Here is a 16,386-nt window from a genome sequence, read left to right as displayed (position 1 = left end):
ACCCCTAGCGATCCACGTCAGCCATAACCACGTCAATGGTCGCCAAATAGATGATCAAATCAGAGACCAAGCTACCATTAATCACTGAAGGCATTTGCTGTAAGTGAGTGAATGTCGGCGTACGGATACGAGTACGGTAACTCATCGTCGACTTATCAGACGTGAGGTAATAAGTACTTGCCCCTTTCACCACTTCAGTCATAAACGATGCTTCACCTGCTGGCATTACAGGACCCCATGACACGCTCAAGAAGTGCGTAATCAAAGTTTCAATATCTTGTAAGGTCTTGTCTTTTGGTGGTGGAACAGCCAATGGATGATCCGCTTTGTATGGACCAGAAGGCATATTATCCAAGCACTGTTGAATAATTTTCAGTGACTCAGTAATTTCACGGAAGTGAACCAGAACGCGCGCGTAAGCATCGCCTTCATATTCAAGAGGCACATCAAAATCGAAGTTTTCATAGCCGCTATATGGACGATATTTACGAACATCAAAATCAATACCCGTTGCACGTAAACCTGTACCTGTCACACCCCAAGCCAACGCAGATTTCGCATCGTATTGCGCAACATTGCGGGTACGACCAATAAATACTGAGTTTTTAAGTGCGGCTTTGAAGTACTCGTTCAAACGTTTCGGCATCCACTCCAACAACTCTTTGACCAGTTTTTGCCAGTTATTTGGAAGATCATGCGCAACCCCACCAATACGGAACCATGCCGGGTGCATACGGTAACCCGTAATCGCCTCAACGATGTCATAGACTTTTTGACGATCTGCGAACATATAGAATACTGGTGTCATACCACCGGCATCCTGAATCGCCGTACCACAGAATAATAAGTGGTTATTGATACGGAACAATTCGTTCAACATGACCCGAATCACTTGAGCACGTTCAGGAACTTTGATTCCTGCCATTTGCTCTACAGCCATCACATACGGCATGTTCTGAGCACAACCGCCCAAGTAGTCCACGCGGTCAGTATAAGGAATGAAAGAATGCCATGTTTGACGTTCAGCCATCTTTTCCACACCACGGTGGTGATAACCAATATCAGGAACACAGTCTTTCACTTCTTCACCGTCCAACTGTAGAACCACACGGAATGCACCGTGCGCAGATGGATGGTTAGGACCTAAGTTGAGGAACATGAAGTCTTCATCAGCGTTGCCGCGTGTTAGACCCCAGTCTTCTGGTACAAAACGTAGATGTTCTTGTTCGAAGTCTTGCTTGGCTTGGTCTTGCATATACGGCGTATATTCTGTCGCACGGGCAGAATATTCTTTACGTAACGGATGACCTTCCCAATAGGTTGGTAACAAAATACGACGTAGCATTGGATGCCCTTCGAAATTGATCCCAAACATATCGTAAGCTTCACGCTCGTACCAGTTTGCATTTGGCCAAATATTGGTTGCCGTTGGCAGGTTTAAATCATTTTCATTCAAAGCCACTTTGACACGAATATCACTATTACGCTCAAGTGAAAGTAAATGATAAAACACAGTGAAGTCAGATGCAGGTAAACCATCGCGATGAACACGTAAACGCTCATCCATCGCAGATAAGTCAAATAGCATGACATAAGGACGTTCTACTTTACGTAAGAACATAAGGACTTCTTGCACGCGTGCGCGCTCAACCCAGACTGTTGGAAACTCTTCAAAAGTCGCCTGCACGTAGAAGTTCTCACCAAATTTATTTTTGAGCTCTTCTACGATTGCAAATGCTGGGCGTGAATCAACTGGTGTTGACTCTGGCATAGCAATGTCAGTTTCAGCCATTGGTTTGGCTTCCTATTCAATACAAATTCTGGCAATTTTTTAGATGACCATACCCATCAGATATGTCAAAAACTCATCTTCAAAAATTATTTAATTTCATCCATAGAGCGCAAGTTTTTCACCGCAATACGTTCCGCATTTTTACGGTCGCGTTCTGGCATCATCTTTGGCTTATACACAGGCTGAAGATCATCACCAATTACGGCTGAAAGTGGACGGCGCTCAAGTTGAATTTGGTCTTGTAGTAACATTAAAGCTTGGATCAATGCCTCTGGGCGCGGTGGACAACCTGGGACGTACACATCAACAGGAATAATCTTGTCTACACCTTGAACCACAGAATAGATGTCGTACATGCCACCAGAGTTAGCACAAGCACCCATTGAAATGACCCATTTAGGCTCAAGCATTTGTTCATACAAGCGTTGAATTACAGGTGCCATTTTGACAAAGCATGTTCCTGCAACAATCATCAAATCAGCCTGACGTGGTGAAGCTCGAATAACTTCTGCACCGAACCGAGATAAATCATGTACGCCAGTTAATGTGGTTGCATATTCGACGTAGCAGCAAGAAGTACCAAAGTTAAATGGCCACAAAGAGTTTTTACGACCCCAGTTGACTGCTGTATGCACAGCATCTTCTAGACGAGTCATCATCACACTTTTATTGACTTCTTCCTCAAGTGGATCAGTTACGATTTGACGATCTTGTAATGGATATTGATCGGCATCCGGATTCGCACGGGTTAAAGTATATTTCATCCCGACTTACTCCTGTTCAGATGATGAGGTAGTCGGTGTTTTAGACTTAACACGACCAGAAGACTGCGCTGGAATTTGACCAGTAGGATCGATCACCAATTCTTCAATGTTATTGAATCGAGTAATGTCAGCGATATTCATATTTGGCGAACCAATCTTAGTTTTCACACCAGCCGCTTTACGACGATCTGAAGGTGCCCAGTTAAGTCCACCTGTAGAAAGCTCGTAAATCAAACCAATAAGTAATACTAAAATAAACACTGCGGCAGTGATAAAGCCAACCCAACCGACTTCACGGACAGAGGTTGCCCATGCATAGAGGTAAAGGGCTTCTAAATCAAAAACGACAAAGAAAATCGCAACGAGATAGAACTTGGCTGACAAGCGAATACGAGCACCGCCCGCACTTACTACACCTGACTCAAACTGTTCTTGCTTGGCACGTCCCCAAGCTTTACCCCCAAGGAGTAAAGGAACGGTCAGCATAAAAACGCAAAGAAATGTAACGCCGATCACGAAGGCAATAATCGCCCAATCGTATGGAGTAATGGCACTCATGCGGGGATAACTCCTGGCAGGCCTATTTTTAACAAAGAATGTATGTATTGGCCTTCAAATACACCAAACACAAAATTAATTCCGCCAATTGTACCTGATTTCTAATTTCGCATGCTAGTTGAAGCGCTTTAGTCTTTCGGATGATTTTGTCCTTAAAATTACAAATATATCCAAGATCATGGTTAATTCACCCTTAAAAATCGAATTAACAAATCAAACATAGCATGTTAATCATTTTTTTCTTTACTTATGTACCAAAAACTATCGCAATCTACGGTCTATGCTCACAATTAACGCTCTATGCACTAAATCATTGCATTAATACAAATTTATGATGAAAATTTAAACAAAATTTATATAATAGCGCGACCAAATATCTAAGGAAACGCGTCAGAATGGCTCAATCAAGAGTAGCATTAAAGCCCCTGTCGCTTTTCCAATTATTTTTAATATTTACGGGTGTGATTTTTTTGTGTTGCTTACTCGGTATTGCAACGCGACAACTCAACTTTCTTGCTTCATTCTGGCCTGCCAATTCAGTGCTTTTGGGTTTGCTGATTCGCTTCCCACAGACACGCCATCCAATTAGCTTTATCGGCGCAATCCTCGGCTACCTCCTCGCAGACGGTTGGCAAGACACACCGCTTCTATTAAATATCTGCTTAACCTCAGCCAACTTAATCTATGTGCTGGTCACACTTGCCCTCTACATAAAATTTAACAGCTTCATTCGCTCAATGCATCAAGGCTATTTCTATTTATTTTTATTTAGTTTTTGCTGTATTGGCGGTTTGTCGAGTGCTTTATTTGCAGCGATTACACTGCCTTTTTTTGAGACTAAATTTGCTTTAGGCTCGTTTTGGCTTGATTATGGACATTGGTTTACAGCAGAAATTCAGAATGCACTCTTACTTTTACCCGCCATCATTAGCACACCGCATTTAGCCAAATTTAAACAACAACTCAATGCATTTAAATCTCAAATTATTCTAGAAAGCTTACCTTTGATTGCAGTCATTATATCAATTGTGATTGCCTACTATGATGCGGGTCCTGGCTCATTACTCTATCCGATTGCGCCATTGATCTGGTGCGCGCTGAGATACCCCCATTTTTCAGTGGCAATTATCACCTCTATAAGCTGTGCTTTTATCATTCATCACGTCTCCCAACATTATTTATTACTTTATCCAGATCAATATCTAAATAATACGATCTCTATTCGTCTTGGGCTGATTATGATGACCATCGCGCCGCTAACGGTTTCCAGTATCAATGTGGTGCGATCTAAGTTGATTCGAGAGCTACAACACACGATTGCTCATGATGAGTTAACATCCAGCTTAACCAGACGTCAATTTCTACAATCCCTACAACTTTTACAACAACAAGCCAAAAATGCAGGTCAAACAACAGCCTTCTTGATGCTCGACATCGATCACTTCAAACAAGTCAATGACAACTACGGTCATCTCATCGGAGATCGCGCCCTGCAAAGCTGTGTAAAAACCATTCAATCGCTTTTAAAGCCCCAAGACTTAATCGGACGTTTAGGTGGTGAAGAATTCGCTATTTTCTTAACCAACACCAATGCCGACACAGCCTACCAAGATGCTGAAAGAATCCGTCTACACGTAAGTCAAACGCCAATTAAACTGGAGCATCACCAAACTTTTTCGATCCAAATCAGTATCGGAATTTTTGTTTGCTCTGCTGAAAATCGACATTCAATTGAATACTTATTTAAACAAGCGGACGATGCACTTTATCAAGCCAAAAGACAAGGACGAAATCAGGTGGTGATTTCGACATAATATGTTGCAATTCAGCTAAATACTTTAATTATCTTTTTACACAGCTTCGGCAATAGATCGGTATTCTAAAGATAGACAATAAGGAGAAAAATATGGATCTAAAATTCGCACACCACTCAGATTATTTCTTTTTTTCACAATTACTCATGCGTCATATTGAGAATTACGTCCGAAAACACCCAGACGCAGATAACGCAATTTTTGATTTAAGGGATATTTACGAATTATTTAGAGAAGATTTTGCATCAACCACAACAAATCTTGAAGGAATTCTTAATATTGCAGATGCTTATCGAGTAGAAACCATAAATGGAGATGAACGACTGATCCAAAGTTATAAAATAGACGTTAAAAACAATTCTTTATTGGTTGATTTTAATGCAGATGCTTTACAAAGTTTAAGATCAGGTCGCCCTTTAATCGAACCTGATTCTTCCCTACAGGAATAGAGCAACGCTGTATCTTTCAAAGATATACGACAAAGCCAAAGCAAACAGTGCTTTGGCTTTTAGTTATGGCATTTTATCTGGGTATTTAAGTGCTGATTATTTCTTTAAGGTTTGCTTATAACGTTTTGCAGGCCACGTCATCATAAATCGCGCACCGCCTAAGTTTGGACTCTGATCCACATGAACCTCGCCACCAAACCAATACGCAATACGACTCACAATCGATAGACCTAGACCATAACCACCTGAAGCACGGGTACGACTATCATCTAAACGTGCAAAGGCTTCAAAGATCCGCGCTCGCTCTTGCTCAGGGATACCCGGACCATCATCCTCCACACACACATAAGCATTGCCGTCAGCACGAACACCGCCACTAATACGCACCTTATGATCACAATAGCGAACTGCATTGCCCACTAAGTTTTGCACCACACGATGTAAATATCGACGTTCAGCATCTACCTTCAATACCAATGAAGGGGCAATCAACTCAATCTCTTTTTGTGTTTTCAATGCCTCAGTTTCCATCGCAACTTGATCAAGCACTTCAACCAATATGATTTCTTCAAAATCGAGAGATGGGGTTCCCTGCTCAAGTTTGGCATAAGTCATGATTTCATCGATCAAGGTATTCAGTGCTTCGATATCCTTATCAATCATATCAACTTGTTGAATCCGATAATTATAATCATCTTCTTCAGCCAACATTTCCATCCCAAAGCGAATGCGCGCCACAGGTGTTCTAAGCTCATGCGAGACTGCCCGCATGAGTTCTCGTTGTGCTTCGATCAGACGCTGAATATGGTCTGACATATTATTATAACTGGATGCCAAGTTTGCCATTTCATCCGTACCTTCAATCGGTACACGCAAGGACAAATCACCTGACTTCATTTTATTCAAGGCATGGCGTACCTGACGGATTTTGCGCTCTAAAGGCAAAATCAATCCATATACACCTAAACTCAATAAGAATAAGCTAAATAGGGTAATACCTGCTGAAAGCTGAAAAGGCATCCAATTAAACATTGGCACTGGACCCAGTAGCAAAACGCGTGCTGGGTGATTCGGCATCGGTGAAACAATCGAAATGGTTGTGCCGCGTATGCTGGCACTGTCTTTATACAACAATACACTTTGATCTTGGCGCAACCGACCAATCTGCTCTGAGTCTAAGTTAATGTCTCGAATATCTAAAATTTCTATTGGATAATAAAAGTGCTCTTTAATTTTCTCTAAATACTCTCGCTCCTGCCCTGGATAAAAAATCAAATAATCCAAGACAAAAATAGGCAGCGCCTTCATTTGACGTTCGCCGAGTTTATCGACTTTTATATAGAGGAAATGCTGAGGATCATCTTTCAGACCAATAATGATATAACCAACCCCATGATTGGCATCATAACGAACCACCGACTTTTGCGCAGCGATACGTTTCTTTTCAGTTCGAGAAAGTTCGACTCGCGCTGCATCTACATAATAGATGGGCAATTCCAACAAGTCGGATGCATCGGAAATCCAATCTAATTTTTGTTGTTTTTCTGGTTGACGAGATACCCCCTCACTAATTACGTAGGAAATACCATCCGTGAGAGACTCACGATATTCTTGCGCACGTTGATAGTTAATGATTTGTACCAGCAAATAACAAAATGCGGCAACCACAACCACCAATACGACCAATCCAGCATAAATTCGCAAGAATATGCTGTTCTTAAGTACTCGACTCACCATAAGGGAAATGATTCCAAATTATTCAACAACTTCTCCTTGTCAAAAAAGAGAAACCCTCCTTTATGAGAAAAGGAGGGGCTGAATTTTACATCCCATTAGTTTCTTTAACGAATAAATAACCTTTACTACGTACGGTCTTAATACGTTTCGGATTTTCTGGATCATCGCCGATTTTTGGACGAATACGAGAAATACGCACATCGATTGAACGGTCTTGACCATCGTACTCAATACCACGTAGACGCTCAAAGATATCTTCACGAGACAAGATACGACCTGCGTTTGATGCCAATAACCACAATAAGTCATATTCAGCACTGGTGAAATCAACCAGTTCACCATTTAAGGTCACTGAACGACCACCGTTATCAATCACAAGATCGTCAAACTCAATACGTTGCGCAACTTCATCTTCAACTGTTTTGTCGGTACGACGTAACAAAGCACGGATACGAGCCAACAACACACGCGGTTGAACAGGCTTCGCAACATAATCGTCTGCACCCATTTCTAAACCAAGTACTTGGTCCATATCTTCAGTACGCGCTGTCAACATCAAAATCGGTTGATGATAATGCGGACGCACTTCTCGACAAACGGTTAAACCATCTGCACCAGGTAACATCACATCAAGCACAACTAAATCTGGTTGCTCGCTGATAATTCGACGAATCGCACGGTTACCGTCAGTTTCAACCCCAACTTCTAAACCGTTACGGATCAAATACTCTTGTGTTAAGCGTGCTAAACGCTCATCATCTTCTACGATTAAAATTTTCGGTAACTTTTCTTCTTGGCTCATTTGTTTGCCCCTAAAATTTGGCATATACATTGGTTCATGTTTTGCAATATACACACGTTTACATTGTAAACAAGTAGCCGTTCACCAAACTGATACACGCCTACCTCATTTTGTTATAATTTTATTAAAATTATGAATTTTAATGGCTTTTTCAGTTTTTTATGCTTCTCTCCAACAAAATGAAAAATAAGTATAAAATTTGTTCCAATGTTAAACAATTTGTTTCTTAGTTGGTCAAAAAGAATTTAAGTGTTTGTTTTTTGAGTTATCCACAGAGTTATCTATACGGCTTTTTGAAGGGCTTTGCTATGCTATGTGTCTGTGAAATCAGCAGTTAAAACATGAAAAAAACTTTAGTAAAATGTCAATATTGATCTACTGCTAAAAATACCGTATCTTGTGTTTAAAATAAACTTTAACCACTAAGTCTTGTGTTTATCCCTCAAACATCGTGGCATATTTTTTGCTCGATTCAAACGGTCTATGAACATAAAAATATAGATGATAATGGAGCTATGCTGACATGAGCATCATCACTTCTACACCCGGCCAACTTCAGGTAATTAAGCGCACTGGTGAAATTGCGACTTTTAACGCTGAAAAAATCTCTGTTGCGATTGGGAAAGCTTTTTTAGCTGTTGAAGGTCAACAAGGTGCTGACTCTAGTCGCATCCATGACCGTATCACGCAACTGACTGAGATGGTTCTGAATACATTTAATCGCCGTTTACCATCAGGTGGTACGATTCATATCGAAGAAATTCAAGATCAAGTTGAATTGGCATTGATGCGCACAGGCGAGCAAAAAGTTGCACGCGCTTATGTGATCTATCGTGATCAACGTGCAACTGCGCGCCAACAAACTGGGGCAAACCACCACCCGACACTTCAAATCATTGATGCTAAAGGTCAACTGCAACCGTTAGACTTAGATGCATTGACGACCACGATCGAAACTGCAAGTGCAGATTTGGAAGGCATTGATGTACAAGCCATTGTCGATGAAACTGTTAAGAACTTATATAACGGTGTCAAAGAGAGTGATATTGCCACCACCATGATGATGGCAACACGTACCCGCATCGAACATGAACCAAACTACACCTATGTGACGGCACGTTTGTTATGTAATGAGTTGGTCAGCACAGGCTTAATCTTCTTAGGTTTACCAACCGATACTTCGGAAGGTGATGCTTTAGAAACGTTCTTAAAGAAAGGGATTGAGCTAGATCTACTCTCACCTGATCTACTTAATTTTGACCTTGCAAAATTGGCAGCCGCGATTCAACCTGAACGCTCAAACCAATTTACTTATTTAGGTCTACAAACTTTATTTGACCGTTACTTTATCCATTCAAATGGCGTGCGTTTTGAATTACCACAATTATTCTTTATGCGTGTGTCGATGGGTCTGGCGGTCAGTGAAGAAAATAAAGAAGACCGTGCAATCGAGTTCTATAACTTACTGTCTAGCTTCGACTACATGGCATCTACGCCTACCCTATTTAACTCAGGTACATTACGCCCACAACTTTCAAGCTGTTACTTGACCACTATCGGTGATGACTTGTATGACATTTATGGTGCAATGCGTGACAACGCAATGCTATCAAAATGGGCTGGCGGTTTAGGCAATGACTGGACTCCTGTTCGTGCGTTGAACTCATATATCAAAGGTACTAATGGTAAATCTCAGGGTGTTGTTCCATTCCTGAAAGTTGCTAACGATACCGCAGTCGCTGTCAACCAAGGTGGTAAACGTAAAGGTGCAGTATGTGCGTACCTAGAAACTTGGCACTTGGATATCGAAGAATTCCTAGAGCTACGTAAGAACACCGGTGATGATCGCCGTCGTACTCACGACATGAACACTGCAAACTGGGTGCCAGACCTATTTATGCAGCGTGTATTTGAAGATGGTGATTGGACATTATTCACCCCTTCTGAAACACCAGATTTGCATGACTTGACGGGCGCTGCCTTTGCTGAGCGTTATGCTTACTACGAAGGCATTGCGAAAGAAAGCAATATGCTTCATAAGAAAATCCGTGCGAAAGACTTATGGCGCAAAATGCTGTCTATGTTATTTGAAACTGGTCATCCTTGGATCACATTCAAAGACGTATGTAACTTACGCTCACCACAGCAACACGTTGGCGTAGTGCACTCATCTAACTTGTGTACAGAAATCACCTTAAATACTAGCCAAGATGAAATCGCGGTATGTAACTTAGGTTCGATTAACCTTGTAGAACACGTTAAAGGTGGTGTGCTCGATCGCGAGAAACTTGCTCGTACCATTAAAACAGCAGTTCGTATGCTCGATAACGTGATCGACATTAACTACTATGCAGTTCCACAAGCGAAGAACTCGAACTTGAAGCACCGCCCTGTCGGTATGGGTATCATGGGCTTCCAAGATGCACTATATGAAATGGGCATCGCTTATGGTTCTGATGCAGCCGTTGATTTTGCTGATGAATCAATGGAAGTGATTAGCTACTATGCAATCCAAACTTCGAGTGATTTGGCTGTTGAGCGTGGTGTGTATACAACATTTAAAGGTTCATTGTGGGATCAAGGTATCCTTCCAATCGACTCTTTAGACCTTGTTGCAAAAACTCGTCCAGAGCGTATGTTTGAAGTTGACCGTACTCAACGTTTGGACTGGGACACATTACGTGCCAAAGTTCAAAAAGATGGTATGCGTAACTCGAATGTGATGGCGATTGCACCAACGGCAACCATTTCAAATATTTGTGGCGTGTCTCAATCCATTGAGCCAACATTCCAAAACTTATATGTGAAATCAAACCTTTCTGGTGAATTCACTGTGATCAACCCATACCTCGTTCGCTCATTAAAAGAACGTGGTCTGTGGGATACCGTGATGGTCAATGATCTGAAACACTTTGAAGGCTCTGTACAAAAAATTGCGCGTATTCCTGAAGAATTGAAAGCAATCTTTGCGACTGCATTTGAAGTGGATACACGTTGGATCGTTGATGCTGCTTCTCGTCGTCAAAAATGGATCGATCAAGCACAATCATTGAACCTTTATATCGCTGGTGCAAATGGTAAGAAACTTGACATCACCTATAAAATGGCATGGTTACGTGGTCTGAAGACGACTTATTACCTCCGAGCTTTGGGCGCAACCTCTGCTGAGAAATCAACGATTAATACGGGCGCACTCAATGCAGTGAAACCAGCATCGGCTGAAGCTCCTGTTGTTGCAGCACAAGCTGTAGAAGAGAAGAAGCCAGAAGCTAAAGTTGAAGAAGATGGTTTCACCACTGCGGCTCCAGTGCCAATGGCGTGTTCAATCGACAACCCAGACTGTGAAGCTTGTCAGTAAAATTCTCCTAAATCCCCCTTTTCAAAAGGGGGGACTTAACTAGAAGGCAGAGATTATGTTCAATTTGAGCCATAACTATATGTTAGGACTTGCTGTTCTGATCTTTGCTTTTATTTTCTTTTATGTGCCCATGGTTTATGCATTTTTAGCCATTCGCAAACAACAGCGTAAGCAAAATAAGTCTTAGGGATTGTAGGTCTGAGTTCATCAAAATTTTGAATATCAATCGATAAAACTTAATTTTGCTTACACAATATAAGCGTATATTTAAGATGTCTTTGTTGAGATGTCGATAACAGCTATACACAACGAAGAGAGAACGCAAATGTCTATCCTAAGTTGGGACGATTTTGAAGATGATTCGCAAAAACCGACTACACATGAACACAAGTCTGCGCCCGTCGAACCGAAAAAAACGGTTGATACGCAGATGGTATCTGATGCAGAGCCTGCATCGCCGAGCGTGGCAGCTTCACAATCCGCTGGAACCAGTACCATCCGATCAACAAATCCCACCGATTCGTTGGCTCGAGCATCTAAAGCCTTAGAACATCTCGATGTTGCACCGGGTTTAGAAGAGCTTGAAATGGGTGCACAACGTGTGCAAGTTGATGACAAAGCGATGATCAACTGCCGTGCGGACTTGAACCAGCTTGTTCCATTTAAATATGAATGGGCTTGGCAGAAGTATTTAGACGGATGTGCAAACCACTGGATGCCACAAGAAGTTAACATGAACCATGATATCGCGCTTTGGAAGTCTGAAAATGGCTTAACTGAAGATGAGCGTACCATTATCATGCGTTCTTTAGGTTTCTTCTCGACTGCGGACTCATTGGTTGCAAACAACTTGGTCTTGGCGATTTACCGTCATATTACCAACCCTGAATGCCGTCAATACATCTTGCGTCAAGCATTTGAAGAAGCGATTCACACTCATGCTTATCAATACTGTATTGAGTCTTTGGGCATGGATGAAGGCGAAGTCTTCAATATGTACCGTGAAGTCCCAAGTGTTGCTCGTAAAGCAGCATGGGGTTTGAAATATACACAGTCATTGAGCGATCCAACATTCCAAACCGGTACACCTGAAAACGATCAAATCTTATTGCGTAACTTGATCGCATTCTATTGTGTACTTGAAGGTATCTTCTTCTACTGTGGTTTCAGCCAAATCTTGTCTATGGGTCGTCGTAATAAGATGAATGGTGTTGCTGAGCAATTCCAATACATCTTGCGTGATGAGTCGATGCACTTGAACTTTGGTATCGATATGATTAACCAAATCAAGATCGAAAACCCACAGTTATGGACGGCTGAGTTCCAACAAGAAGTCATTCAAATGATTCTTGAAGGTACGATGCTTGAGATCGAATATGCACGTGACACGATGCCACGCGGTGTATTGGGTATGAACGCAGCAATGATGGAAGAATACTTAAAATTCATCTGTAACCGTCGCCTATCTCAACTTGGTTTACCAGAGCAGTTTGCTGGTGTGACCAATCCATTCCAGTGGATGTCAGAAATGATGGACTTGCGTAAAGAGAAGAATTTCTTCGAGACGCGCGTAACTGACTATCAGACTGGCGGTGCTTTGAGCTGGTAAGATAAAACGTCGTCGCTGAATGACAGTTGATGTGAGATTTTTGACACATATTTCGAGATTGTTACAAATTACATCAACCACATTAAATCAAAAAAATAGAGCCTAACGGTTCTATTTTTTTATTAAAAATTAAGTTCACAATACAATTATCCATCTTAATTAAATAAAATTAATTTCTGGAATCTGTTTTATATAAATATGATAATTTAATAATATTCAAATCAGCAAATACTGTAATATTTTAACTTAAAAACATTGAAATATTTTTAATACACCTTATTAAATTTAGGTATTAAATTGGATATTTTTTCATGGCTAAAATTAACTTTGAAGATCGATTAAAGAGGTTGGAGAAACGAAGAAAAGCTACAGACCTTACTTACCATATGTTCGATAGTTTAGAAGCTGGAATTACTTCTTATTCTGAATTTTCTTCACTTCAAAACAAGCGTGAACTTTGGGAAAGTATTTCTACAAAACCATCCGTACGTTATTCAACTGGTGCTATGCAAGCAGTAGACCAAAGGTATACTGAAATTGGTATAGAAACAGCGAAAAGAATTGAAAATCAACTTAAGACTCGACTGCCAAATCATGGATTGGCTACAGAATATAAATTGCAAGGTTCTGTCCCTTTAGATATTCATATTAAGGGAGTTAGTGATGTTGACCTATTAGTTATACATAAAAACCACTATCGCTCAGAAGACTGTACAGTTTTATTAAGAAGTGAGGATATAAAGGCTCTACAGCAATTAAGAAATTCTAGTTTTTATGAATTAAAGCAAGCATATCCAGCTGTTAGAATTGATAATAGCGGTGGAAAATGTATAAGCCTTACAGGAGGATCATTACCAAGAGATGTGGATGTAGTCCCATCTCATTGGGTCGAAACGAATGAATATAAGAACAAAGGTTTTGAATATTTAAGAGGAATAAATATTTTAGATAAAAATATCCCTACAACATTCCTAAATCTACCATTTGCTCATATTTATTGGATTAAATTAATTTGCCAGTACCTAACAGAAGGCTCATTAAGGAAATCCATTCGTTTATGTAAAACTATCAAAGCAGATTTAATTGATGAAGGCTCAAACATTACACTGAGTAGTTATGATCTAGCATCAATTATGTACCATGCTAATAGGGATAATTTAAAGCATAGCAAAAATTACTCTCTTGGTATTGTTTTAGAAACTCAAAGATTTTTTGATTTTTTATACCATAATCAAAATTATGCAAAATCTTTAAACACTCCTGATGGCACTAGAAAAATTTTTGATTCTACAGAAAAATTAAGCTCTCTCATCACATTGAGTATTGCATTAGATAATTTAGTAAGTGATTTATGTCAGGATTTAGGCTTTTCATCTAAGGAATCATTAAAATTTTTCCCATTATCAATTTAATTTTCTCCACTCCATTGAACCAAATGTCCTCCTCCCACTAACATTGTAATATTTGGCAAAAGCAGTATTTGAGTTTTTGTTAAGTTGAAGTTCTACGAAACCTAAATGGGTTCGTAGTTCTTTATGGTCTAAGTCTTTAGGTTCATTTTTATAACTATATAAGACTTTATATGAATCAATTTCATCATAGATAATTGCTGCTGAAATACTTTCAGAAGAAGAAAATTCTGTTTCCATTCTAATTCTCAGTTTATCCCAAGACTGAATTATAGTTACTTTACCTTGCCATTCTAAGTTATTAGATTTCACCAACTCATTGTCAAGCTCTTGATAAGATGTTTTACCAACACACTCCCATTCTCCCGAAATATCAGGATATTTTAAAAAATGGAATAGTAAATTCCATTTCCAGATCCATTTATCAAATAAGAAGTAACAAGCTAAAAATAACACACCTGTACTTAAACTTGAAATTACAATATTTTCTAATGGAGAAAGACCTCCATTAAATTTTAAAAAAATATAGATTGCTATCCAAGAAATACCCATAGCTACAACATATATATATCTACCAGCATGTGACCGATTAAAAGCATTTTGAACGCAATATTCATGCCCATTCGTAGCCATTAACCACCTCTTTTAAGTAGACATTTTTTAATAATTATATAGCTAAATCACATAAAATGCGAAAAATTAAAGTTAGAATTTATTTAATAATAATTAAGGTTAACTTAAAAATAGTATCTTTATATATTTTAAACCATAACCCTTAATAATTAAAAAGTTCTCATTTAACTAAATTTAGTTTTAATTTTGGCATAATTTTTTGAGACTGTAAGAATTTTATAAAAAATAAAATTCCATAGAATATAAGAAAACTAAAATTCAGACTTAAATCTCATCGCATATCTAAATTTTAAAGAAATATATTACTGGATTAAATCCTCCAAAAAAGAAAAGACAATAAAAAATAGTTCCCATAAAATTACGAATTAATAAAATGAAACATCTTTTTCGACACAGCTTCCTATTTGTCTAAACCTAATTCTTCCCGTAGTTTTACGATCAGTGTAGTAGTACCCTGAGAGCTCTAAAGTACAATTATCATCATGACCAACTTTACGTATATCAAAAATAGTAGAGCCAGTGTATGAGCTCCAATTAGGATCTTTAGGCAATGAACGATATATGTAATAAAGTTTTGGCTCACCGCTTTCAATTGTTGGAGTAGTTTCTAAAGTTAGTGACTTTGAGGTTTGTGTATGAATATTGATTTGGGTTGTGAGCAATGTTTGTTTAATCAAAACACGGACTGGTATCACTTGATTTGTTTCAGTTGTAATTTCACCTTCCCATGTACCATTTAAGTCAGGATATAGTGAAGGATTAATCTTTTTCAACACACTCCACAAAGCTCGGGCTGTAATGCTAGTAGTTAAAGCAATAGTTAGCAGTAGTGCGATCCAAGGAGCGATACTTAAAATTTTCACTATCTTGAGATCATTTAACCAATAGCTTTGTACTAACTCATAAGCACCGATACTTAGGATAGTCGTAATTATGGCGATGTACCGCAATAGTGATTTAAAATCAATAATTCTAAACATTTGAGTTTAAAAAATAAAAATCATGTAAACGACATTTCCCATTACTTTTAGCAGAGAGTAGTGCTATGTATGCTTCTTGTAAAGTTGAACCTATCCCTACAGAAAAGCACAACTCTGGTTCAGCTAATGCCTTAATAGACTCAAAAATGAATACTTTGTCAATACTCGTTTGATCAATGTAGCCAGCAACTCCATCAGCTGCACAAAATATAATATTGAACCCTTGTTCTTTTAAAAAGTTCGATATCAATAGCGTTTTCTCATTAACTACAAAATTGATTCTAGAGAGTTCATGCACATCATTCTTTAAATATGATGATGTAATCATTTGACCAATATCATCACCATCAATTGTTATGTAGATCATATACATCCAATCATCATAGTACTATCACATTATACTTAAAGAATAAGGAAACACACTCAATTTTGTCTAATCTATCCAATCAGTAATACATTATTTTTAGTTGACTACTTAAAT

Annotated in this window: 13 protein-coding genes; 5 read left to right on the top strand and 8 right to left on the bottom strand. The window is 39.2% G+C overall.

Going from position 1 to position 16,386, the window contains the following annotated elements:
- Positions 1 to 4: 4 nt before the first annotated feature.
- The 3 genes from nuoC to J2Y37_RS10550 all read right to left on the bottom strand — a co-directional run bounded on the left by nuoC (position 5) and on the right by J2Y37_RS10550 (position 3,114).
- The gene (nuoC, locus tag J2Y37_RS10560; RefSeq protein ID WP_349032791.1) at positions 5 to 1,792 is read right to left on the bottom strand and encodes an NADH-quinone oxidoreductase subunit C/D; all 1,788 of its coding nucleotides are present in this window, start codon (positions 1,790 to 1,792) and stop codon (positions 5 to 7) included.
- Positions 1,793 to 1,878: 86 nt separating this feature from the next.
- Entirely contained in the window at positions 1,879 to 2,556 is a 678-nt protein-coding gene (locus J2Y37_RS10555) for an NADH-quinone oxidoreductase subunit B (RefSeq protein WP_004669857.1), read from the bottom strand.
- 6 nt (positions 2,557 to 2,562) lie between these two features.
- On the bottom strand, positions 2,563 to 3,114 hold the full coding sequence (locus tag J2Y37_RS10550; RefSeq protein ID WP_004669856.1) for an NADH-quinone oxidoreductase subunit A: 552 nt from the start codon (positions 3,112 to 3,114) through the stop codon (positions 2,563 to 2,565).
- Between the two features lie 395 nt (positions 3,115 to 3,509).
- On the opposite strand from J2Y37_RS10550, the gene J2Y37_RS10545 reads away from it, so the two are divergent.
- On the top strand, positions 3,510 to 4,928 hold the full coding sequence (locus tag J2Y37_RS10545; protein WP_349032790.1) for a diguanylate cyclase: 1,419 nt from the start codon (positions 3,510 to 3,512) through the stop codon (positions 4,926 to 4,928).
- Positions 4,929 to 5,020: 92 nt separating this feature from the next.
- Positions 5,021 to 5,377, top strand: coding sequence for a hypothetical protein (locus tag J2Y37_RS10540; protein WP_004669854.1), 357 nt, complete (start codon positions 5,021 to 5,023; stop codon positions 5,375 to 5,377).
- Positions 5,378 to 5,473: 96 nt separating this feature from the next.
- Here the strand turns inward: J2Y37_RS10540 and bfmS are convergent, their stop codons facing one another.
- The gene (gene bfmS, locus J2Y37_RS10535; RefSeq protein WP_005198311.1) at positions 5,474 to 7,114 is read right to left on the bottom strand and encodes a sensor histidine kinase BfmS; all 1,641 of its coding nucleotides are present in this window, start codon (positions 7,112 to 7,114) and stop codon (positions 5,474 to 5,476) included.
- Positions 7,115 to 7,199: 85 nt separating this feature from the next.
- On the bottom strand, positions 7,200 to 7,916 hold the full coding sequence (gene bfmR, locus J2Y37_RS10530; RefSeq protein ID WP_004669852.1) for a response regulator transcription factor BfmR: 717 nt from the start codon (positions 7,914 to 7,916) through the stop codon (positions 7,200 to 7,202).
- Positions 7,917 to 8,439: 523 nt separating this feature from the next.
- Here bfmR and J2Y37_RS10525 point away from each other — a divergent pair.
- The 3 genes from J2Y37_RS10525 to J2Y37_RS10515 all read left to right on the top strand — a co-directional run bounded on the left by J2Y37_RS10525 (position 8,440) and on the right by J2Y37_RS10515 (position 14,295).
- On the top strand, positions 8,440 to 11,274 hold the full coding sequence (locus tag J2Y37_RS10525; protein ID WP_349032789.1) for a ribonucleoside-diphosphate reductase subunit alpha: 2,835 nt from the start codon (positions 8,440 to 8,442) through the stop codon (positions 11,272 to 11,274).
- Positions 11,275 to 11,599: 325 nt separating this feature from the next.
- A complete protein-coding gene (locus tag J2Y37_RS10520; protein ID WP_349032788.1) occupies positions 11,600 to 12,883 on the top strand; it encodes a ribonucleotide-diphosphate reductase subunit beta in 1,284 nt (427 codons plus the stop codon).
- A 311-nt stretch (positions 12,884 to 13,194) separates the two neighbouring features.
- Entirely contained in the window at positions 13,195 to 14,295 is a 1,101-nt protein-coding gene (locus J2Y37_RS10515) for a hypothetical protein (protein ID WP_349032787.1), read from the top strand.
- Here J2Y37_RS10515 and J2Y37_RS10510 read toward each other — a convergent pair.
- The 3 genes from J2Y37_RS10510 to J2Y37_RS10500 all read right to left on the bottom strand — a co-directional run bounded on the left by J2Y37_RS10510 (position 14,287) and on the right by J2Y37_RS10500 (position 16,278).
- Positions 14,287 to 14,925: a hypothetical protein gene (locus J2Y37_RS10510; RefSeq protein WP_349032786.1), complete on the bottom strand. Its 639-nt coding sequence runs from the start codon at positions 14,923 to 14,925 to the stop codon at positions 14,287 to 14,289. The genes J2Y37_RS10515 and J2Y37_RS10510 overlap by 9 nt on opposite strands.
- Positions 14,926 to 15,290: 365 nt before the next feature.
- The gene (locus tag J2Y37_RS10505; RefSeq protein WP_349032785.1) at positions 15,291 to 15,905 is read right to left on the bottom strand and encodes a hypothetical protein; all 615 of its coding nucleotides are present in this window, start codon (positions 15,903 to 15,905) and stop codon (positions 15,291 to 15,293) included.
- Complete coding sequence (locus tag J2Y37_RS10500; protein ID WP_349032784.1) at positions 15,898 to 16,278, bottom strand: mCpol domain-containing protein; 381 nt, start codon at positions 16,276 to 16,278, stop codon at positions 15,898 to 15,900. Before J2Y37_RS10500 ends, J2Y37_RS10505 begins: the two co-directional genes overlap by 8 nt.
- Positions 16,279 to 16,386: the final 108 nt, after the last annotated feature.

Origin of the sequence: Acinetobacter sp. 3657 (assembly GCF_031456775.1) — a bacterium.
Classification (GTDB): domain Bacteria; phylum Pseudomonadota; class Gammaproteobacteria; order Pseudomonadales; family Moraxellaceae; genus Acinetobacter.
The sequence above is the reverse complement of the archived record's forward strand: the minus strand, read 5'-3'. Positions and strand labels throughout refer to the sequence as shown.

Excerpts from the sequence above, each read along its gene's own strand:
- bfmS (WP_005198311.1), bottom strand. The coding sequence starts at position 7,114 with ATGGTGAGTCGAGTACTTAAGAACAGCATATTCTTGCGAATTTATGCT.
- J2Y37_RS10515 (WP_349032787.1), top strand. The coding sequence starts at position 13,195 with ATGGCTAAAATTAACTTTGAAGATCGATTAAAGAGGTTGGAGAAACGA.
- J2Y37_RS10540 (WP_004669854.1), top strand. The coding sequence starts at position 5,021 with ATGGATCTAAAATTCGCACACCACTCAGATTATTTCTTTTTTTCACAA.
- bfmR (WP_004669852.1), bottom strand. The coding sequence starts at position 7,916 with ATGAGCCAAGAAGAAAAGTTACCGAAAATTTTAATCGTAGAAGATGAT.
- J2Y37_RS10500 (WP_349032784.1), bottom strand. The coding sequence starts at position 16,278 with ATGTATATGATCTACATAACAATTGATGGTGATGATATTGGTCAAATG.
- J2Y37_RS10550 (WP_004669856.1), bottom strand. The coding sequence starts at position 3,114 with ATGAGTGCCATTACTCCATACGATTGGGCGATTATTGCCTTCGTGATC.
- J2Y37_RS10505 (WP_349032785.1), bottom strand. The coding sequence starts at position 15,905 with ATGTTTAGAATTATTGATTTTAAATCACTATTGCGGTACATCGCCATA.
- nuoC (WP_349032791.1), bottom strand. The coding sequence starts at position 1,792 with ATGGCTGAAACTGACATTGCTATGCCAGAGTCAACACCAGTTGATTCA.
- J2Y37_RS10555 (WP_004669857.1), bottom strand. The coding sequence starts at position 2,556 with ATGAAATATACTTTAACCCGTGCGAATCCGGATGCCGATCAATATCCA.
- J2Y37_RS10545 (WP_349032790.1), top strand. The coding sequence starts at position 3,510 with ATGGCTCAATCAAGAGTAGCATTAAAGCCCCTGTCGCTTTTCCAATTA.
- J2Y37_RS10510 (WP_349032786.1), bottom strand. The coding sequence starts at position 14,925 with ATGGCTACGAATGGGCATGAATATTGCGTTCAAAATGCTTTTAATCGG.
- J2Y37_RS10525 (WP_349032789.1), top strand. The coding sequence starts at position 8,440 with ATGAGCATCATCACTTCTACACCCGGCCAACTTCAGGTAATTAAGCGC.
- J2Y37_RS10520 (WP_349032788.1), top strand. The coding sequence starts at position 11,600 with ATGTCTATCCTAAGTTGGGACGATTTTGAAGATGATTCGCAAAAACCG.